At 67.8% G+C, this 20,197-nt stretch carries 18 protein-coding genes; 6 read left to right on the plus strand and 12 right to left on the minus strand.

The genetic code is table 11. The features are described 5' to 3' along the window. The first annotated feature begins 1 nt into the window (after position 1). Together DFO47_RS04890 and DFO47_RS04895 are read left to right on the plus strand one after the other, a co-directional pair. Complete coding sequence (locus tag DFO47_RS04890) at positions 2 to 1,330, plus strand: nicotinate phosphoribosyltransferase (RefSeq protein WP_026264234.1); 1,329 nt, start codon at positions 2 to 4, stop codon at positions 1,328 to 1,330. 9 nt (positions 1,331 to 1,339) lie between these two features. Continuing rightward, the gene (locus DFO47_RS04895; protein ID WP_133830892.1) at positions 1,340 to 1,972 is read left to right on the plus strand and encodes an isochorismatase family protein; all 633 of its coding nucleotides are present in this window, start codon (positions 1,340 to 1,342) and stop codon (positions 1,970 to 1,972) included. Between the two features lie 3 nt (positions 1,973 to 1,975). Here DFO47_RS04895 and DFO47_RS04900 read toward each other — a convergent pair whose 3' ends face one another. The 5 genes from DFO47_RS04900 to DFO47_RS04920 form a co-directional block, all read right to left on the minus strand. After that, positions 1,976 to 3,754, minus strand: coding sequence for a DEAD/DEAH box helicase (locus tag DFO47_RS04900; protein ID WP_133830893.1), 1,779 nt, complete (start codon positions 3,752 to 3,754; stop codon positions 1,976 to 1,978). Further along, on the minus strand, positions 3,754 to 4,092 hold the full coding sequence (locus DFO47_RS04905; RefSeq protein WP_018760100.1) for a DUF3039 domain-containing protein: 339 nt from the start codon (positions 4,090 to 4,092) through the stop codon (positions 3,754 to 3,756). Before DFO47_RS04905 ends, DFO47_RS04900 begins: the two co-directional genes overlap by 1 nt. 108 nt (positions 4,093 to 4,200) lie before the next feature. Then, on the minus strand, positions 4,201 to 4,980 hold the full coding sequence (nagB, locus tag DFO47_RS04910) for a glucosamine-6-phosphate deaminase (RefSeq protein WP_133830894.1): 780 nt from the start codon (positions 4,978 to 4,980) through the stop codon (positions 4,201 to 4,203). A 19-nt stretch (positions 4,981 to 4,999) separates the two neighbouring features. Further along, complete coding sequence (locus tag DFO47_RS04915) at positions 5,000 to 6,571, minus strand: transporter (protein WP_133830895.1); 1,572 nt, start codon at positions 6,569 to 6,571, stop codon at positions 5,000 to 5,002. Further along, the gene (locus DFO47_RS04920; RefSeq protein ID WP_133830896.1) at positions 6,553 to 7,347 is read right to left on the minus strand and encodes an ABC transporter ATP-binding protein; all 795 of its coding nucleotides are present in this window, start codon (positions 7,345 to 7,347) and stop codon (positions 6,553 to 6,555) included. Before DFO47_RS04920 ends, DFO47_RS04915 begins: the two co-directional genes overlap by 19 nt. 52 nt (positions 7,348 to 7,399) lie before the next feature. Here DFO47_RS04920 and DFO47_RS04925 point away from each other — a divergent pair, with 52 nt between their 5' ends. Further along, positions 7,400 to 9,274 (plus strand): Na+/H+ antiporter, encoded by a 1,875-nt coding sequence (locus tag DFO47_RS04925; protein ID WP_133830897.1) that lies wholly within the window; start codon positions 7,400 to 7,402, stop codon positions 9,272 to 9,274. Positions 9,275 to 9,295: 21 nt separating this feature from the next. On the opposite strand, the gene DFO47_RS04930 is transcribed toward DFO47_RS04925, so the two are convergent. The 4 genes from DFO47_RS04930 to DFO47_RS04945 are packed head-to-tail and all read right to left on the minus strand — an operon-like array spanning position 9,296 to position 13,411. Continuing rightward, positions 9,296 to 9,574 (minus strand): DUF3253 domain-containing protein, encoded by a 279-nt coding sequence (locus DFO47_RS04930; protein WP_133830898.1) that lies wholly within the window; start codon positions 9,572 to 9,574, stop codon positions 9,296 to 9,298. A gap of 15 nt (positions 9,575 to 9,589) precedes the next feature. Then, positions 9,590 to 10,687: an NADH:flavin oxidoreductase/NADH oxidase gene (locus DFO47_RS04935; RefSeq protein WP_018760106.1), complete on the minus strand. Its 1,098-nt coding sequence runs from the start codon at positions 10,685 to 10,687 to the stop codon at positions 9,590 to 9,592. Continuing rightward, on the minus strand, positions 10,687 to 11,673 hold the full coding sequence (locus tag DFO47_RS04940; RefSeq protein ID WP_133830899.1) for a tetratricopeptide repeat protein: 987 nt from the start codon (positions 11,671 to 11,673) through the stop codon (positions 10,687 to 10,689). Before DFO47_RS04940 ends, DFO47_RS04935 begins: the two co-directional genes overlap by 1 nt. Before the next feature lie 52 nt (positions 11,674 to 11,725). After that, positions 11,726 to 13,411 (minus strand): hypothetical protein, encoded by a 1,686-nt coding sequence (locus DFO47_RS04945; RefSeq protein ID WP_026264237.1) that lies wholly within the window; start codon positions 13,409 to 13,411, stop codon positions 11,726 to 11,728. A 288-nt stretch (positions 13,412 to 13,699) separates the two neighbouring features. On the opposite strand from DFO47_RS04945, the gene DFO47_RS04950 reads away from it, so the two are divergent. After that, a complete protein-coding gene (locus DFO47_RS04950) occupies positions 13,700 to 14,926 on the plus strand; it encodes an AI-2E family transporter (protein ID WP_231369829.1) in 1,227 nt (408 codons plus the stop codon). Between the two features lie 45 nt (positions 14,927 to 14,971). Here DFO47_RS04950 and DFO47_RS04955 read toward each other — a convergent pair whose 3' ends face one another. Together DFO47_RS04955 and DFO47_RS04960 are read right to left on the minus strand one after the other, a co-directional pair. Beyond that, positions 14,972 to 15,769, minus strand: coding sequence for an alpha/beta hydrolase (locus DFO47_RS04955; RefSeq protein ID WP_109045051.1), 798 nt, complete (start codon positions 15,767 to 15,769; stop codon positions 14,972 to 14,974). A gap of 73 nt (positions 15,770 to 15,842) precedes the next feature. Then, on the minus strand, positions 15,843 to 16,190 hold the full coding sequence (locus tag DFO47_RS04960) for a hypothetical protein (protein ID WP_018760111.1): 348 nt from the start codon (positions 16,188 to 16,190) through the stop codon (positions 15,843 to 15,845). 103 nt (positions 16,191 to 16,293) lie between these two features. Between DFO47_RS04960 and nucS the strand changes: the two genes are divergently transcribed. Together nucS and DFO47_RS04970 are read left to right on the plus strand one after the other, a co-directional pair. After that, positions 16,294 to 16,989, plus strand: coding sequence for an endonuclease NucS (nucS, locus tag DFO47_RS04965; RefSeq protein WP_026264238.1), 696 nt, complete (start codon positions 16,294 to 16,296; stop codon positions 16,987 to 16,989). 306 nt (positions 16,990 to 17,295) lie between these two features. Continuing rightward, complete coding sequence (locus DFO47_RS04970) at positions 17,296 to 17,499, plus strand: cold-shock protein (protein WP_011692441.1); 204 nt, start codon at positions 17,296 to 17,298, stop codon at positions 17,497 to 17,499. 129 nt (positions 17,500 to 17,628) lie between these two features. Here the strand turns inward: DFO47_RS04970 and DFO47_RS04975 are convergent, their stop codons facing one another. Then, on the minus strand, positions 17,629 to 20,172 hold the full coding sequence (locus DFO47_RS04975) for a phosphatidylglycerol lysyltransferase domain-containing protein (protein ID WP_243835366.1): 2,544 nt from the start codon (positions 20,170 to 20,172) through the stop codon (positions 17,629 to 17,631). Between the last annotated feature and the right edge of the window lie 25 nt (positions 20,173 to 20,197).

The following is a 20,197-nucleotide window of genomic DNA, read 5'->3' on the forward strand; positions in this document are numbered from 1 at the left end:
CGTGAGCACCTCCGCCGGCTGGGACCATCCCCGCACGTCCTTTTACACCGACCATTACGAGCTGACCATGCTGCAGGCGTCCCTCCATTCGGGGGCGGCGCACCGCAAATCGGTGTTCGAGGCCTTCGCCCGGCGGCTGCCGGACGGCCGGCGCTACGGAATTGTGGCGGGTACCGGCCGCCTGCTGGAGGGCATCGCAAGCTTCCGGTTCGGCGAGGCTGAGCTGGACTTCCTGGAACGTACCAGGGTGGTCAACCGGGAAACCCTGGAGTACCTGGCCAACTACAGGTTCTCCGGGGACATCTGGGGCTACGCGGAGGGCGAAGCCTACTTCCCGAACTCCCCCATCCTGATCGTCGAGGCCTCCTTCGCCGAGGCGTGCATGCTCGAGACATACCTGCTCTCCGTCCTTAACCACGACAGCGCCATTGCCTCCGCAGCGTCCCGGATGGTCAGCGCGGCCGGCGGCCGGCCGTGCATCGAAATGGGTTCGCGCCGGACGCACGAGGAGGCTGCGGCGTCCGCCGCGCGGGCTGCCGTGATCGCCGGCTTTGACAGCACCTCCAACCTGGAAGCGGGCGCACGCTACGGCATCCGCACGGTGGGTACGGCCGCGCACTCGTTCACGCTGCTGCACGATAACGAGCGGGCGGCTTTCGAGGCCCAGATCGCGTCGCTGGGCGAAGGCACGTCCCTGTTGGTGGACACATACGACGTCGAGAAGGCAGTCCGCACGGCAGTGGACCTGGCAGGGCCACGGCTGGGCGCGGTCCGGCTGGACTCCGGCGACCTCGTCGCCCAGGCACAGTGGGTACGCCGGCTGCTCGACGACCTCGGTAACGAGCACACGAAGATCGTGGTCACGTCGGACCTTGATGAGTACGCCATCGCTGCGCTGCAGTCCGCGCCCGTTGATTCCTACGGCGTGGGGACCTCACTGGTCACCGGCTCCGGGGCTCCCACGGCCAGCATGGTCTACAAGCTGGTCAGCAGGACGGACGACGCCGGAAACTTCGTCTCCGTGGCCAAGGCGGCCAAGAACAAGGCCAGCGTGGGCGGCCGGAAGTATGCGTTGCGGAAACTGGACGAGCGCGGCACCGCCACGGCCGAGGTTGTGGGGGTGGGCCACCGGCCGGAGGATGACGGCAACGACCGGCCGCTGCTGCAGCAGTTCATGAAGAACGGCGAACTGCTACCGGGATGGACCGGGCACGAAGGCGTGGTCCGCGCACGGCAGCGGCACGCCGATTCCATGGCGGAGCTCCCCCCGGTGGTGAACCGCCTTCAGCGGGGCGAGCCCGCCATTCCCACGTTCTATGAAGACCACTGAGGAGGACTGATGTCCCGCGCACTGATCATCGTCGATGTCCAGAACGATTTCTGCGAGGGCGGCTCGCTCGCCGTGGACGGTGGTGCGGCCGTGGCCGGCGCCATCAGCGAGTACCTGGACGCCCACCACAACGAATTCGACTTCGTGGTGGCCACCCAGGACTGGCACATCGATCCGGGCAGCCATTTCTCCGACACGCCCGATTTTGTTGACAGCTGGCCCCGGCACTGCGTGGCCGGAACCCGTGGCGCCGAACTGCACCCGGACCTGGACACCGAGTACATCGACGCGTATTTCCGGAAGGGCCAGTTCGCGGCCGCGTATTCGGGGTTCGAGGGCCTGTTGGCTCCCGAGGACGCCGTTCCTACCGGGGAGCGCCAGGCCGGCGCAATGGCCGGGTCCCTGGACGCGTCGGGAGTGGACGAGGACGCGATCGGGCTCGATGACTGGCTGCAGAGCCATGACGTCGAAGACGTGGTGGTGGTGGGCATCGCCACCGACTACTGCGTGAAGGCCACCTCGCTGGACGCGGTCCAGGCGGGCTACGGCGTCACCGTGGTGCGGTCCCTGACGGCAGGGATTGCCGCCGACCTCGAAGACGCCGTAGCCGAAATGGAACTGGGCGGCGTGGATATCGCCTGAGGCCTATTTACGGCCGATGAACCAGTCCTGGAGCTTCCGGAGCCTGGACTGCAGCTGTTCCTCGTTGGCCTGTGCCACCGGGGGGCCGCCGCACACGGTGCGCAGCTTGGTATGGACCACGCCGTGCGGGGTGCCCGTCCGGGCGGCCCACGCCGCCACGTTCTTGGCCAGCTCGTTGCGCAGGTCCATCAGCATCCGGTGGTCAGGGACGGCGGGAACCTGGCTTTCGGCGGTTGGGGCCTTCCGGTTCTTCCGGTTCAGTTGTTCGTGCTGGCGCTGGCGCAGGAGCGTCCCCACCTGCTCTGCGTCCAGCAGGCCCGGAATTCCCAGGAAGTCCATTTCGTCGTCGGACCCTACCTCGCCGCCGGTGCCGAACTCGCCGCCGTCAAAGAGGACCCGGTCGAAGGAGGCCTGCGAGTCGAGTGCCTCGAACTTGCCCTTGGTGAGGCTGTCGGAGGCCTTTTCTTCCCGGTTGGCCTCTTCCATCAGCGAGTCTTCGGGGTTGAAGAGTCCGTCGCCGTCCTCTTTTTCCGGCCGGTCCAGCGCGTGGTCGCGTTCCATTTCCATGGAGTTGGCCAGCGCCATCAGCTGCGGCACGGACGGCAGGAAGACCGACGCCGTTTCGCCCCTCTTGCGGGCACGCACGAAACGTCCCACGGCCTGGGCGAAGAACAACGGTGTGGAGGTGGACGTTGCGTAGACGCCCACGGAGAGCCGGGGCACGTCCACGCCTTCGGACACCATGCGGACCGCAACCATCCAGCGCTTCTCGCCGGCGGAGAATTCCTCGATCTTGCTGGAGGCCTTGGCATCGTCCGACAGGATGACGGTGGGCGATTCACCGGTGATCTTCTTCAGCTGCCCGGCGTAGGCACGCGCATCTTCATGGTCCGTGGCGATGACCAGGCCGCCGGCGTCCGGTACGGTGCGCCGGACTTCGCTGAGCCGCTTGTCCGCGCCGGCCAGGACAGCGGGGATCCACTCCCCCGCCGGATTCAGTGCGGTTCGCCAGGCGTGGCTGGTGATGTCCTTGGTGACGGCTGCCTCCCCGAGCGAGGCGGCCATCTCTTCGCCCGCGCTGGTGCGCCAGCGCATCTGGCCGGAGTAGGCCATGAACATCACCGGCCGGACCACGTGGTCGCGCAGGGCGTTGCCATAACCGTAGGTGTAGTCCGCCTTGGAGCGGCGGATGCCTTCCCGGTCCTCCGCATACTCCACGAACGGGATGGGCGAGGTGTCCGAACGGAAGGGGGTTCCGGTCAGGGACAGCCGCCGCACCGCCGGATCGAAGGCCTCGCGGAGGCCATCGCCCCAGGACAGGGCTTCGCCGCCGTGGTGGATCTCGTCGAGGATCACCAGCGTCCGGGCGGCCTCGGTCTTGGCGCGGTGCAGCAAGGGCTTGCTGGCCACCTGCGCATACGTAACCGCAACACCGATGAATCCGCGGCCGTGCTGGCCGTCGGAGTTCTTGAAGTTGGGATCGATGGCGATGCCCACCTTGGCGGCGGCGTCAGCCCACTGCCGCTTCAGGTGGTCGGTGGGCGCCACGATGGTCACCCGGTTCACGGCACCGGAATCGATCAGCGTCGAGGCAATCCGGAGCGCGAAGGTGGTCTTACCGGCGCCGGGGGTTGCCACCGCAAGGAAGTCACGGGGACTTTTCGCCAGGTAGAGGTCGAGTGCTTCCTGCTGCCAGGCACGGAGTTTGGGCGCGGTTCCCCAGGCTGCACGTTCCGGATAAGCCGGAGGCAGGGTGGGGCCGCCAAAGAGCGTCTCCGTCACTACTTATTGTTGCCCGAGTCGCCCGGACCCTTCCCGCCGTCATTGCCCGGCCGGAGGCCCTCATAGACTTCCTTGCACTCGGGGCACACCGGGAATTTCTGCGGGTCCCGGCCCGGCGTCCAGACTTTGCCGCACAGCGCGATGACGGGCTCGCCCGTCAAAGCCGACTCCATGATCTTTTCCTTGCGCACATAGTGGGCAAAGCGCTCCCGGTCGCCCGGTTCCACCTCTTGGCGCAGTTCCTCGCGCTCGATGGTGGCCGTGGACGTTCCAGCCCCGGAAAGCTCGCGCATCGGGTCGTTTTCGAGAGGGTCCGTCATGCTAGTCATGGCATCCATCTTAGCCTTTCCGGTGGCCGGGCGTTCGACGGCGGCACGCCCGCGCCGGGGTGCGGCAGGGGCCGTCGTCGTCGCGTTCTGGGACGCACGCGTCGGCCGGTACATCGCCTACAAGCCTTGCCAGCCGGGCTTGTTCTCATAGGTGTGGCGATAGAAATCCGCGAGTTTCAGGGCGGATGCCGCGGCCTCGTCCAGCAGGACCGTGGCATGGGGGTGGAACTGCAGGATCGAGGCCGGGCAGATGGCCGCCACCGGGCCTTCCACGAAGTCGCGGACGGCTTTGGCCTTTTGCGCGCCGGTGGCGAGGAGGATCACATGCCGTGCTGCCATGATGGTGCCCAGGCCCTGGGTGAGTACGTGGTGCGGGACCTCGGCGAGGCTGTTGAAGAACCTGGCGTTGTCCCGGCGTGTCTGTTCGATCAGGCTTTTGATCCTGGTCCGTGAGGCAAAGGACGAGCCCGGTTCGTTGAAACCGATGTGGCCGTCGGTGCCCACGCCCAGCAGCTGCAGGTCCACACCACCGGCCGCGGCGATGGCTCGCTCATACGCGGCGCAGGCTGCCGGGATATCCTCGGCGGTTCCGTCCGGTCCGTGGACGTTTTCCGGCGCGATGTTCACCCGGTTGGTGAATTCCCGGCGGATCACCTCCCGGTAGGACTCAGCGTGCCCGGAGGGCAGGCCCACGTATTCGTCCAGCGCGAACCCGGAAGTCCTGCTGAAGTCCAGGCCCTGCTGGTGCCGGGCTGCGAGTTCGTCATAGACCGGCAGCGGTGAGGACCCGGTGGCAAGGCCAAGCACCGCATCGGGTTTGCGCCGGACCAGTTTCTCGATGGCGTCGGCCGCGAGCCTTCCGGCTTGCCTGCCGCTGCCGAGGATGACGATTTCCATGCTCTTCCCTCCGGGGTTGTCAGCGGTTGACGGAAACCTGTGCCAGGAGTTCCGGGCCCCTGGCGTCAAGCCATTTGCCGCCCAGGCGGACACCGGCCGCGAAAAGGACCAGGCCCAGGAGGAGGCCGACGGCCAGGTTGATCCACCCGAACAAGGCGCTGCCCGTCACGGCCTGTGCCACCAGCAGGGCTGCCTCGGGGAGTACCAGGACCAGCAGGACCAGCATCCCCACAAACTGCACGGCGAGGGTCTGGCCGACGTTCCCGGGCGGCTTCTTGAACGGGCTGTCGCCGGGCAGCGGAACCGTGACTGTGTACCGGGCAGACACCACCGAAGACAAGCCAAGGCCGCTGAACAGGATCCCCAAACTAAGCCCCAGCTGGCCGGGCAACGCAGCCCAGTCGCGGGTCAGCGCCGCAGCCCCCACCGCGAACACCAGGACCACCGGCAGGGCGAAGGCAAGGCACGCGAGGGACCGGCCCAGCCGGTCCGCCACGCCGCGGACCCCGGTGGCCACGTGCAGGGCGAACGCGGTGTTGTCGTAGGACACGTCGGCGGAGATGGACCAGGCAAGGATGAACGCCGAGACCGGGGCAAGGAAGGCCACGCCCCCGTAGTGGCCTGTCTGCGCACCCTGGAACAGCATGATCACGGGAAGCAGAGGGATCACCACGAGCGAACCGGAATACCGCGGGTCCCGGAGCCAGTAGGTCAGTGACCTCGCCATCACGGCGCCTGCCGGGGTGGGGGGAAGGACCCCGAGCAGCCCAAGGCGGCCGCCTTTCCGTTTGCCGGCACCGGTGTACGGCGGCGTGACGAGGGCCCTTTCCAGCAGCAGCTTCCAGCACCAGGCCAGGCCGGCCAGGACCGCCACCGACACCAGCAGTTTCACGGCAGCCGCAGCCGGCCGGCCGGCAGCGACGTCACCGCCGAGCGCCCATGGCGCGCCCAGCGGGGTCCAGGACAGGGTCCCGGCGACATCCGGCAGGAACCCCGTGGAGGCCGACACCCCGCGGCCGACGGCCGCCACGATGGGACCGAGCAGCACCAGGGGAACCATGAAGGCGATGGCGCTGATGTCCTTGAACCGCCGGGACGCGGCGAGGCCCGCCGTGGCGGTGGTGACAACCTTTGCCAGCACGACGCACGTCATGACTCCCAGGCACGCGCCCACGAGGGCCGCCAGCGCGGGCAGGACACCGCGGGACCAGGTGGCTACCGTGGCCAGGGCGACCAGGGTGGTGGCAAGGCCCGGAATACCGATGAGGCCACCAAGGGCAAGGCCTGCCAGCAGCTGCCTCATGGGAATGGCGAAGGTCGTGAAGCGTGCCGGATCCAAGGTCATGTCCGTGGCGGAGGCCACCACCGGGATGACGCCCCAGCCGAGCACGGCGGCAGAACCGCCCAGCACCACGGCCGTGTAGGCGGTTCCGGTGCCGGCGTTCCGCAGCAGGACCAGGGCGATGACGAGCATGGCCACCAGGCCCAGCGCATAGATCCCCGCGATGGCCATACCCACCAGCTGCCAGGGGCTGCGGCGCAGTCCGTTTCGCAGCAGCGTGAGCTTGAGCCTCAGAAGGTGCGCAACCATTCGAGCCCTTCCGTGTGGCTGTGGCCGCCCACGAGCTGCACGAACCGGTCCTCCAGGGAAGCACCGGCACGGACCTCGTCAACCGTCCCCGCGGCCAGGACCCGGCCGCGGGCCACGACGGCCACGTGGTCGCACATGCGCTGCACCAGGTCCATCACATGGCTGGACACGATGACGGTGCCCCCGGAAGCGACGTACCGGTCCAGGATGGAGCGGATGTTAGCGGCGGAGACCGGGTCCACTGCTTCGAATGGTTCGTCCAGGACCAGGAGCCGCGGGGCATGGATCATGGCGGAGGCAAGGGCGATCTTCTTGGTCATGCCGGCGGAATAGTCCACCACCAACGTCTCGGCGTCCTGGGCCAGGTCCATTGCCGCGAGGAGATCCGCCACCCGGGCCGCCACCACGGCCTTGTCCATGCCGCGCAGCAACCCGGCGTAGGTAATGAGTTGTTCGCCGGTGAGCCGGTCGAAGAGGCGGACACCGTCGGGCAGGATTCCCATCAAGCGCTTTGCCTCCAGCGGATGCTGCCAGACATCCACCCCATGGACCACGGCGGTGCCAAAGTCAGGGCGCAACAGCCCCGTGGCCATGGACAAGGTTGTGGTTTTGCCCGCACCGTTGGGACCCACGATGCCAAAGAATGAGCCGGCCGGAACCTCCAGGCTGATGCCGTCCACCGCGATCTTTCCGCCGAACCTCTTGGCCAGCCCGCGGATGGACAGGGCCGGGATGGGCCCGGAATTCGACGCCTGGTCAGGGAGCGGAGCAGTCATGGTGCCAGCCTAGCCCGCGGAAGCGCGCTGTGCGGGGTGGGAGACTATCGTCATGGACATTGCGCTGGGCCTGCTGGTAATCGTTGCTGTGGTGTGCGCCGCCAGCGCCATCGGCCGCAGATTCAATATCCCCGTGCCGCTGCTGCTGGTCCTGGCCGGCGTGGCGGGCTCGTTTCTGCCTTTCATTCCCCCCGTTGAGCTGAATCCCGAACTGGTGCTGGTGGGCCTGCTGCCTCCACTGCTGTATGCGGCGGCGTTCCGGACATCACTGTTCGACTTCACCTCGAACCGCCGGTCCATTGGCCTCCTGTCCGTGGGGTATGTCATCTTCGGCACCCTGGCCGTCGGGCTGGTGGTGTGGTTGCTGTTCCCGGAGATCCCGTTGGCCGCCGCCATTGCGCTGGGCGCGGTGGTGGCACCCCCGGACGCGGTGGCCGCCACCGCCATCGCCCGGAAGGTGGGCATGCCCCGGCGGATCGTCAACATCCTCGAAGGCGAATCGCTGCTCAACGACGCCACCGCGCTGGTCTGCCTCCGGGCCGCCGTCGCGGCCATCGCCGGCTCCGTCTCAGCCCTGGACGTGGCCGGAGGGTTCGTGCTGGCCGCCGGCGGCGGACTGGTGGTGGGCCTCGCCGCCGCGTACGTCCTCACCGAAATCCGGAAACGGATCAGCAACGTCGCCATCAACACCTCGGCGTCGCTGATGGCTCCGTTCGTTGCGTTCCTCCCCGCCGAAGCCATCCACGCATCAGGGGTGCTCGCCGTCGTCGTCACCGGCCTGGTCATGGGCACCAAAGCACCCTCGATGCCCAACGGTGCAGCCCGGCAAAGTGCCCGGAGCAACTGGGACACCGTGCAGTTCCTCCTGGAGAACGCGGTGTTCCTGCTGATCGGGCTGCAGGTCCGGACCATTATCGACAGCGTCCAGGACGACTCCCTGGGCGCCGGCCGCGTGTGGCTCGGCTGCGCCATGATCCTGCTGGCCGTCCTGGTGCTGCGCCCGGTCTGGGTCTTCCCCGCCACCTACCTGCCGCGCCTGATCCCCTCCGTACGGCGGGCAGACCCGGCACCGCCCTGGCAATTTCCGGCCATCGTGTCCTGGGCGGGCATGCGCGGTGTGGTCACGCTGGCCGCCGTCCTGACGCTGCCCGATGACCTGGAGCACCGCAACGTGCTGGTCCTGGCCGCCATGGTGGTAGTGGCCGGCACCCTGGTGCTGCAGGGATTCACGCTGCCTGCCTTGGTCCGGGCCCTGGGCCTGCCCGGACCGGACAGGCGGGAGGATGCCTTGAACCAGGCCTCACTGATGCAGCTGGCCACCGCCGCGGGAATGGAACGCCTGGACCAGCTGCGGCGCGAGAGCGATCCCCCGGAGGTCATGGACATGTTGCGGCGCCGGACGCAGGAGCGGGGCCTGGCCGCCTGGGAACGCCTGGGCCGGCCGGGGGCGGAGTCCACCACGCCCAGCCAGCGCTACGCCCAGCTGCGGATGGCCATGCTGGAAGCCGAACGGGACAAGGTCCTGGAACTGCGCCGCGGCGGGGACTTCGCCCACGAAGTCCTCAGCGAGGTCCTCGAACGGCTGGACATCGAAGAGTCCATGCTGGACGCGTCCCTCAACGAGCTCGATTCCGCCACTGACGCCGGCGGCGAGGGATTGGCCCAACCCGGGGGCGTTTGCGACCACCTGACGGCGGCCATGCTGTCCCCGGTTCCCGACAACCCTGCCTGTGCGGGGTGTGAACGGGAGGGGACCACACCGGTGCATCTGCGCATGTGCCTGGCATGCGGCCAGGTGGGCTGCTGCGACTCGTCCGCCGGACGGCACGCCAGCCGCCACTTCAAGGAAACCGGGCACCCCGTCATGCGGAGCATCGAACCCGGCGAACAGTGGCGCTGGTGCTATGTGGATGACCTGCTGGGCTGACCCCGTACCGGTGCGTTGCGCTTACCGGGCCCTGCGGATGCGGATAGGGCCCTTGGCTGACGCCGGATCCACGACGGCACCGCCTTGGGTGACCTCCACCTCTCCCGCTTCCACCAGCCGGCGCGCGGCCTGGCGCGCGGCCTCCATCAGTCCCCGCCAGTCGGCCCCGCCCACTGCGCGGGCGGCGTCGGACGGGCAGATGCTGGACGTCGCGGCGCGTGATGCCAGCAGCTCAAGGATGCCGGCTTCAAGCGCGCGGTCAGCGGATGACAGGCTGTGGTCCGGCTGCCGGGTGTCCATGGGCTCAGGCGGCCGTCAGAAGGAACGCCGCGGCACGGCGCGCTCGTACTGCGGCGGCCACGTAATGTCGTAGCCGAGTTCGAAGGCCGCGCGCAGCCACCAGTGCGGGTCCCGGAGGGCCGCCCGGGCGATAAAGACCCCGTCTGCCTGTCCGGTGGCAATGGCATGCTCGGCCTGGCCAGGGGTGGTCAGGAGTCCCACCGCCCCCGTGGCCACGTGCGCCTCCTGCCGGATGGCTGCGGAGAATCCTGTCTGGTAGCCCAGGCCCGGTTTGATCTGCTGGTGCGCGACCGCCCCGCCGCTGGAGACGTCCACCAGGTCCACGCCACGGGCCGCGGCCTCTCGGGCCAACCGGACCGAAGCGGCCAGGTCCACCCCGCCGGGCGCCCAGTCGGTGGCCGAGATCCGGAGCAGCAAGGGCATGGAATCCGGAATGACGGCACGGACGGAGTCGATCACCGCCAAGGTCAGCCGGTTCCGGCCGGCTTCGTCACCGCCCCACTCGTCGTCGCGTTTGTTGATCAGCGGGCTCTGGAACTGGTGCAGGAGGTAGCCGTGCGCGGCGTGGATCTCTACGGTGTCAAAGCCAGCGTCCACGGCGCGGACCGCCGCGGCGGCGAAGTCGGAAATGACACCGCGGATGTGCTCCACGGTCATGGCCGCAGGGGCGGCGTACCCTTCGAAGGCGGTTTCGGAGGGGCCCAAGGTCTGCCAGCCGCCATCCGAGGCCGGGACACTGCCCTGCTTGCCGGAGAACGGCCAATACGTGGACGCCTTCCGTCCGGCGTGGGCCAACTGGACGCCGATCTTGGCATCGGCGGCGCCGTTCCGGTGGACGAACGAGGTGATCCGCTGCCAGGCTCCGGCCTGCTCGTCGTTGTACAGCCCGGCATCGCGGGGGCTGATCCGGCCCTCGGCGTTCACGGCTGCCGCTTCGGTGAGGATCAGCGCCGCGCCGCCCGTCGCAAAAGCCCCCAGGTGCACCAGGTGCCAGTCGTTCGGAACCCCCGGGCCGTCGTCGGGATCGCAGCTGTACTGGCACATGGGCGATACCCAGCCCCGGTGCTGCAGCTCGAGCGACCTCAAGGCCAGGGGCTGGAACAGGGCAGGCACTAGAACAGCACTCGTGCGAGCGCCTGGCGCGCCTTGGCGACGCGCTCGTCTCCGGCGCCCACGACGTCGAACAGTTCCAGCAGCCGGACGCGGACTGTTTCCCGTTCCGGGCCGAAGTTCCTGCCGATGAACGCAACGAGGCGGTTCAGGGCATCGTCCACATGGCCGCCCGCCACGTCCAGGTCCGCCACCGCCAGCTGCGCATCAAGGTTATCCGGCTCGTTCGCCGCCCGGGCGCGGAGGGCCTCGCTGTCCTGGGCGGACAGCGGCTGCAGCCGGTCCATCAGTTCCACCTGTGCCAGCCCGGCTTTGGCCTCGTGGTCCGAGGGCATTTCCCGCAAGGCCTGGCGGTAAGCCTCCGCGGCGGCGGCGTAGTCGCCGGCTTCGATGGCATCGAAAGCTGCCTGGTGCAGCGGCGGAAGCGGCGCGGGTTCCTGCTCTCCCGCCGGACCGCCGTCGAGGCTTCCGGTCACACCGTTGGCGGCCGCCACCTTGAGGAGCTCGTCGAACAGGCTGCGCACCTGCTGTTCGTCAGCGGCGCCCTGGAAGAGCGGCACCGGCTGCCCCTTGAGGACGGCGACAGCGGTGGGGACGGCCTGCACCTGGAAGGCCTGGGCAAGCTGCGGGAAGGCTTCGATGTCCGCGGCGCCCAGGACCAGGCGGCCGCCGAAGGAGGCAACCACGCGTTCGAGGGTCTCCAGCATCCTGCCGGATTCCGGTGAGTAGGAAGCCCACAGGGCAAATACGACCGGAACCTGGGCGGAGAGTTCAACGAGTTGCTGGAAGTTCGCTTCGGTGACGTTGACCGTGAGCTCCGTTCCGCCTTCGGGCGCCTTCTGGCCAGGCGCCGGGCCCGAGCCGGCTGCCGGGCCGGACGGCGCCGCGGGAGCTGCGGGCCGCTTCAGCGAGGAAAGGTCGACGGCGCCGCGCAGTTTAAGCAGGCTGGCAGCGGCAGGAGGGACTGGACGGGAAGCTGGCGAACTCATGTTTCCCACTCTAGCCACTCCGGCCGCTGCCGGTGGTAATACGGTCGAGGGCCTACTTGAAGCTGGCGCCTACCAGGCCGCGGGTTGCGGCGACGAGCTTCATCGGGTCCGAGGATCCTGCCGGCGGCACGTAGACGGCCATGGATTCGGCGAAGCTCAAGACCATGCCGGTACTGGTTTCCTTGCCGCCGGCCAGGGCTGCCGCATCGTCGCCGATGCTGAGCTTGTCACCGGCAGCCTTGGGGGTGCCCTCGAAGCCGAAGTTGATGCGGCCCAGGACGAGGGCCCCGCCGTCGGAGGTACGGAACACCACCGTGCTTTCCGGCACCACCTTGTGGGTGAAGGAGAAGTTGCCGTTCTCGCCGGCCTTCACCACCTCTGCCTGGTAGGACAGGGTGTCGGCGATGTACGGCGAGGACTGGCCCTCGACCAGCTTGTCCTTGAACGGGGAGTCCGCCGACGTGAGCCTGTCCGCCAGGCCGGACATTGCTTCCTCACCGCTGTAGAGCAGTCCGGTCTTGTCCGACGCGGCCAGCGTCTCGGTCCCTCCGCGGCTGATGTTAGGGAACGTGGTGCCCGGCTGGAGGGGGGTGGTCTCCATCAGCTTGTAGTTCTCCCGCGGGGACTGCTGGACCAGCGTCAGGATTTGCGGCACGACGTTGCCGTCGCCCTGGGTCACGGCCAGCACTTGCCGCGGCCAGTCCCGGTCGCTGGTGATCACGGTGGTCAGCAGCTTGGTGGAGCGGACAGGCATGCGGGGCTCGTAGGAGCCCACCTGGGAACGGATCTTGTAGTTCTGGGTCCGGATCTCCAGCTCGGGTCCGGCCACGCGGTCGGCAAGCTTCGCCGCATCCTTGGCGGCGTCCCCTGCGTCGGTCGCGCTCGAGACCTGCTCCAGGATGCGCCGGAACTGGGCTTCGAGGAGGACCGGAGAGCCGGTGCCGTCCTTGGCCGCCGGTGACGACGCACTGCCCGACGGCTGCGGGCTGGGGCTTGCCGCCTGTGCGGCGGTGCCGGATCCCGCCAGGACCACCGCTGCCACACCTGCGGCGACCATGGTGGCCTTGGTGGTGGACTGCGCCTGCGAACGCGCGCGGGCCCGCCGGGCGTAGCCGCTGCCGCCGTCGCGGCCTTCGCCGTCCTTGGTCCGCGCGGACACCAAAGCCAGCACAATGCCGCCCACCATCAGCAATCCGCCGATGACCATCAGCGGAACGGCCCACGGGGTGGATGTGTCGTTCGGGAAGGTCATGGACACCGATGCCGGGGCCGCCTTGGTGCCGTCGGAGGCAAGCAGGAGGCTCCAGTCGCCGTCAGCCGGCGGAGTCCAGGTGTAGTCCAGTTGACCGCTGGCATTCTCGGTGGATGCCCAGAGGTCCGAGCCCGCCGGGTTGGGCGCAGTGGCGTCGCCGTCGGCATGCTCAACCTGCAGGGACTTTCCGTCCTCGGAGACCCCGTTGATGGTGTTGTGGGCGGTCTTGCCGACCCACGCGCTGACGTCGTCGGGCCGGCCCGTTGCCAGCATGAAGTTGCCGTCGCCCTGGACCGAGATCTTGACGGTTCCGCCGTGCAAGGTGCGCAGCTTCTGGTCAATGACAGTCAGCGGGGCCGCGGCGGCGTTGGCCGGCAGGGACGCGGTGAAAGTCTCGGATGGAGCCCAGATGGTTCTCTGGCCAATACCGGCCAAAAGTGTCAGGAGGCCGAGCAGCACAAGTGCGGCTGCAGTCTTTAAACGCAAGGGAAACACCTATCATCAGCGGGGGTTTACCTTCAATAGTAACCTTTTTGTTACCAGGGACCCCGAATCCTGGGTTCAAGCGGGCAGTCCGGAGGTGCTCCGGCGGTGCCGTCGGCTGGTGCTGACAAGCCTGCTGATAGTGTTTGCGATGATCATCACAGCGGCCCGCGAAGGCGGTGCCACACACGGAACAGGCCCCAAAAACCAGTGACTGACAAGACGGACCCGTCCTCCCCGGCAGCCGAAAATTCCGGGGATCCGGGCAGGGCTGTCCCGGCTCCGCATGCCATGGCAGCGGCCCGACGGCGGGGCGGCGCCGCAGCGGCCCTCGGCCAGGTGGTCCGCCGGCTCCGCCAGCCGCTGCCCGGTGCCCAGCCCCGGCTTCGGTTCGAGATGCCGCCGGAGTTCGGCGGCCAGGCTCCCGAGCGGGAGTACGACGACGAGGACGAGCCGCAGTTCGGGCATCCCGGGCCGCGGATGTCTCCCCAGCATCCGCTGTACATGGGATTCATGGGAACAGTCGGTGTGGGCCTGGCCCTGCTGGTGTATTGGATCGGATCCCACACCACGCAGCTGCTGCTCTGGATTGTTGCCGCGCTGTTCATCGCCCTGGGCCTGGAACCGGTGGTGGGTTGGCTTGAGAACCGGAAGATTCCCCGGCCCGCCGGAATCCTCGTTTCGGTGGCCGTGCTGATGGGCGCCGTCGTCGGGTTTTTCGCCACCCTGATCCCCACGATCGTTGAGCAGGTCTCCGAAATCGTGCGCCAAGCACCTGACTGGGTGCGCAGCTTCATGGATTCGGATTTCTTCCGCAGCGTCGATGACCAGTTCGGGGTCAGGGACCGCATCACCGAGGAACTGAACAAATTCGTGAACGATCCGGCAGCCATGGGTGGCATCTTCGGCGGCGTCGTCGGATTTGGTTCGACCCTTGCCAACAGCCTTTTCGGCACCCTCATCGTGCTGGTGCTGAGCCTGTATTTCCTGGCGGCGCTGCCGGCCATGAAAAAGTGGGGCTACCGCCTGGCACCGCGATCCCGCCGGAAGCGGGTGGCCGCCCTGTCGGAGGAAATCACCCGTTCGGTGGGCAACTACGTCATCGGCCAGGCCTGCGTCGCCTTGCTCAACGCCACGTTCGCCTTCATCGTGATGTCGATTGTCGGTGTACCGTTCGCCTTGCTGCTGGCGTTTGTGGTGGTGCTGCTCGCCTTCATTCCACTGGTGGGCGGCATGATCGCGGGCATCGTGGTCACCCTGGTGTCACTCACGCAGGGCTGGCAGACAGCCGCGGTCTATGCGATCTGCTACTTCGCCTACCTGCAGTTCGAGGCCTACTTCATCTCGCCGCGCATCATGCAGAAGGCAGTGGCGGTCCCGGGGGCGGTGGCGGTGATCTCGGTCATCGCCGGCGGCAGCCTGCTGGGAGTCCTGGGCGCCCTGATTGCGATTCCCACGGCGGCCGCCGTGCTGCTCCTGCTCCGCGAAATCTATATCGCGCGCCAAGACCAGCACTAGCGGACCCCGACGCAATCCGGGGGGCGGAACCGCCTGGACGCAGCCTCAGGACGCGGCGGTCGCCGTCGGGCCATCCCATTCCTGCGGAAGCGGCGTTGCTGATCCCTCGGGACTGACCCGGGCGACGATGTCGTTCAAGACACGTGCGGCGTACTTCTCGCCCACCCACAGGTGCTTGGCGCCGGCAACGCCCACGACGTCCGCCTGGGGCACCAGGCTGAAGCGCCCGGCGGCCTCCGCCGGCTGGAGGAAGTCATCGTGCTCCGGCACCAGGACGGTGAGGGGCTTGCCGGATTCGGCCCATTGCTGCAGGTGCTTGTCCGTGGCCCGGTGCAGCGGAGGCGAGAGCAGGACCGCACCTTCAATCTGGCTGGCCACCGGCTCAACGGCGCCGTACATCAGCGCCAGTTCCGTTCCAAAGGACCAGCCCACCAGCCACCGGTTGGGCAGCCCGCGGTCGACGGCGAAACGTACGGCCGCCTCGACGTCGTACCGTTCCCCGATGCCTTCCTCGAATCCGCCGCTGCTGGTGCCGCGGGGTGAGGCCGTGCCGCGGGTGTTGAACCGAAGGACGGCGATGCCGGCCAGTGCCGGGAGGCGGTAGGAGGCCTTGCGGTAGACGTGGGAATCCATGAATCCGCCGTGCGTGGGCAGCGGGTGCAGGGTAATCAACGTGGCGATGACCGGGCCGCTCTCGGGCAGTGCCAGTTCGCCCACCAGGGTGTGGCCGTCCGCGGTCTGCAGCTCGATGTTCTCCCGCCGGGCGGGCAGGACCGTGGAAGCACGGATGGGTGCGGGACCCTGGGCTTGGGTGAAGTGGAACGACGCCGGATCAAAAGTCATGGTTTCCAGCTTAGCGACCAACGGGTGGCCGAAGCCCGGACGGCCGGGTGCGCAGGCGGCGCCGCCCGCGCGGTCAGCGGTACCGGTAGCTGCGGGACATCCAGCAGTTGGTGTGCCAGTGCCGCCGTTCGGCAAGGCCGGCCGCCGCCCCGAAGAGGTGGTCGTCCTTCCAGACCACAAGGTGCGCAACGCCGGGTAGGACGGCCGTGGAGCACTCCGGGCAAATGTAGGTTTTCTCCGCGTTTTTGGCGGTCATGGTGCGGACCATCCATTCGCCGTCCGGGGCGCTCTCCCGGCGTGCGATGCCGGCCCGGGCCCGTTCCAGGTCAAGTTCCGGGACCTCCTGGCCCTTGCGCCCGGCTCCCCTGGCCGAAGCGCCCTTACCGGATACAGGACGGCGGGGACGGTTCGAACGCGGCATGCATCCATTCTGCCCCAGCCGCCCGCCGGCCCGCGCCTCCACGCACTCCCGGCCGTCCGTCGTCGGCATGGCCCGTGCAGTTCCACGCGGTAGTCTGTACGGCGTGCGACTCGTCATAGCCCATTGCTCCGTTGATTACGTTGGCCGGCTCAAAGCCCACCTTCCCCTGGCCACCAGGCTCCTGCTGGTCAAGGCCGACGGCTCGGTGCTGGTGCATTCGGACGGCGGCTCCTACAAGCCGCTGAACTGGATGAGCCCGCCGGCCACGCTGCGGGTTTCCTCCCCCGATGAGGTGGACCTGGAACTTGGCGTGGTGGAGCAATGGACCGTGCAGTCGGCAAAGACGGACGACCGGCTCATCATCAATATCCACGAGAAGATCACAGAGTCCTCCCACGACCTCGGGGTTGATCCGGGACTGATCAAGGACGGCGTCGAAGCAGACCTGCAGCGGCTCCTGGCCGAGCAGATAGAGACGCTCGGCGAGGGATATTCCCTGATCCGGCGCGAGTACTTCACCGCGATCGGACCGGTGGACATCCTGGCCCGGGACGCGGATGGCGCCACCGTGGCCGTGGAACTGAAGCGGCGCGGCGACATCGACGGTGTGGAGCAGCTGACGAGGTACCTGGAGCTGCTCAACCGCGATCCCCTGCTGGCCCCGGTCCGCGGCATCTTTGCGGCCCAGCAGATCAAGCCACAGGCGAAGGTGCTCGCCAATGACCGCGGCATCGCCTGCGTGACGCTGGACTATGACGCCATGCGCGGGGTGGACGACAGCGAATCCCGGCTTTTCTGACCCGACGGCCCGTTGCTTTGGGCACCTAATACTCGGCCTGAAATCCCGGAGCATCATTGTCACCTGGTTTTTACCTAAATTTTATGCATTTTCGTGGTCGGGCCGTTGACCTGCGGGAACGGGCATGAAATTCTGGTCTCAGTCTTTGTGTAGGTGTTTTTCATGCTCGCAAGACATGTTGCGAGCGCGAAGCTCCTGCAGCGCCGGACCTTTTGTGGCAAGGCAATCCAGGATTCTTCTCGCGGAGTGACCAAGGTCGGCACGAGGTGTGCCGTTCTTAAAAAGTTCCACAATGAGGAGAAATAAATGGCACAGGGAACTGTGAAGTGGTTCAACGCTGAAAAGGGCTTCGGCTTCATCACCCCGGATGACTCCGACGGCGATGTCTTCGTTCACTACTCTGAGATCCAGACCGGCGGCTTCAAGACCCTCGACGAGAACCAGCGCGTTCAGTTCGAGATCGGCCAGGGCGCCAAGGGTCCCCAGGCTACCGGCGTAACGCTCGTCTAGTCACCCGGCGCGGCCGCATGGCGGCCGTCCAGCAACGCAGATGATCCCCGGCAGGAATGCCGGGGATCATCTGCATTTGCGCACGTGGGGAGCGTCGAGGTGCCCGGCGGCCGCCCGCCGTATTCGCGCTCAGGTGACCAGTTTGCGGACCAGGCGTGCACCCTGCGCCAGCGAGAGGCCGGGAAGGTAGGCCCGGGTCAGCGCCCTGCCAATGGCCGGCAGGTGAAGGGGGTCCTGGTAATACAAGTAGAGCGCGCGGTACTCCGGCTTGAACCGGGACTTGAACGCTGCCAGCGACCGGAACCCGTAGACCGGCTCCAGCGCGTGACCCACCAGGTCCAGGATGCGCACCAGGTTCTGTGCCCCCTCATCGGTGGCGCCGGCGTCTGCTTCGGCGTCCTCCCCCGCATCGGCCTGCCCTCCGTGCTCCTCCGGCCGGCTGGCCAGTGGCGAGCCGGACAGGGAAATGGCGTCCACCGAATCCTTCAGCTCCAGGACCGCGGATGCAATCAGGAACTCCATCACGCCCGGGAAGCCCTCGCTGCCGCGGCGCATGACATCAAGCGTCCTGCTGACCAGCCGGCCGTCGTCGTACACGGGAAGCCAACTGGTAACGCCGTGGACGGTACCATTGCCGTCCACCGCCAGGCAGCACAGGACCTCCTCGTCGTCGAGCTCGTCCACTCCCCCCAGCGTGAAGCCCATTTCCGGCACGGATTTCCCGGCCGCCCACTCCTCCGACACCTCATTGAGCCGCGAACGCAGTGCGGCAGGCAGTGAATGGTAGGAGCCCCACACGGCGTGGACGCCGAGCTTCGAGGCCCGGTTGAGCGCGGTCCGAACGTTCTGCCACTCCTTGCCCTTGAACTCGAGCTCATTGAGCCGCAGCCGCGTTTCCTGCGCCACTGCCACCCGCGAGAAGCCCCGCTCCCGCAGCGCCGGCCACAGGGTGTCGTCACATGAATAGAGCGCAGGGATCAGCGCCTGGGTGCGGCAGTAATCCAGGAACCCTTCGGTCACCCTTTGCTCGGCCCTGCGGTCGCCGATGGCTCCGCCCAGGGTCAATGCCACGGTCCCGTGCTGCTGGAAGGCCATGGCGCCGGCGCCGTCCGGACTGAACCAATACGTGTTGGGCTCCCACAGGGCCATCCAGGACAGGGGTCCGCCGCCCTGGTGAAGCAGCTCGCGGGCACGGTCCCGGTCCTGCCGGCCAAAGCCGAGGCCGTGGTGCCGCCCAATGAGGACCCACCACACAGCCACCAGGGCGACAATCCAGAACACCGGTCCGGAGTAAGCGAAGAGCAGCGTCTCGGCGCTGTCGCGCTCCGCGAAAACGCGGCGGAAATGCTGCGGAATGGGAACCGGCACGTACTGCCGCGCCAATTCGGCGAAGAGTCCCAGCAAACCCCCGTCACGGGCAAGGCCACCCGAGAGGAACCACGCCACGGTGTAGGAGCTTGCCAGGGCGAGCCACGTGCCGCAGACCACCGCAGCGAGCGTCCGCCGGGCGCCGGGCCGCGTCTGCACGCGGAACTGGCGGCGGTTAAGCCACAGGATGATTGCGAGCAGCAGCGGCACGATGACGAGGGGAAGCACGTGGGCAAAAGCCGATGACAGGGGCGTCGAGTGGGTGCCCTGAAGGCGTGACGGAACCAGGGCGAAAAGGGCCAGGTAGACAGCTGCCAAGGCCGTCACGGCCAGCTGGATGGCAAGGGCAATGTTGAGGGCCAGCCGGCGGCCGCGGCGCATGCCGTCCGCGCAGATCAGCAGCAGGATGACCGGCACAACCGCCAGCGCCAGGCCGAACGGCCCGGCAAACCCGGCCCTGCCGGTTTCCAGGCAGGAGGCATCCACCGTTGCCCCGCAGTTGAACACCAACTGGCTGAGCGTGGGCATCGGGCTGAGGACGACGTCGCGCAGCAATGCCAGCGGGCCGGTGGGAGCCCGTGTGATCCCGGTCAGGATCGGCCCCACGGCAAAGACCGCGACGGTCAGGGCCAGGAGGTTCCTGGTTTCGCGGCCGGTGGAACGGTGCCGGTGGAGCCGCCCCTGGTCGCCCTGGATCCACCAGCCCGCCAGGAGGCCAAGGAGGGCCCCGATGAGGCCGATCACCGTCTCCGCGTGGCCAACGTAGAGCACCAGCAGGATCGACACGGACAACACAGCGGTCCGGAGCCGGCGCTGCCACAGCAGAGTGATCCGGGCACTGGCCGCCAGCCCGGCGGTCAGGATCGGGGCGTAGGGGCCGATCAGGATATCGTCCGCCATCTGGTCCAGCCAGCCGTCACCAACATATACGGCCACCTGGGTGACCAGGAGGAAGACGGTCACTGCCGCGAACTGGCCGCCGAAATAGAGGCCGACGGCGGCGCGGCGTCCCAGCTTGCGTTCGGCCAGGCCCAGCAGCAGGATCATCATCAACGACGCCGTAAGGTAAGCCAGCGGGTTGGTGGCAAAGAACATGCTGGTGAAGAGGGACCACCATTGCCCGCCACGAAGGCCGGGACCGCTGACCGAGGCAAGTGCCAGGAGTTGTTCCGGCGGGCCGTCCAGGAAGCTTCCCGTCACGGCCGCTGCCGCCAGGAACACAGCCACGACGCCCAAGGTGAACGGCATGGATTTGAGGGTTTCAAGGGTTTGGTGCATTGCCGGACGGCCCACGGTGGCCCACATCAACGCCACCGTGCGGTCCGGTTTC

Origin of the sequence: Arthrobacter sp. AG258 (assembly GCF_004364695.1) — a bacterium.
Taxonomy (GTDB): Bacteria; Actinomycetota; Actinomycetes; order Actinomycetales; family Micrococcaceae; genus Arthrobacter.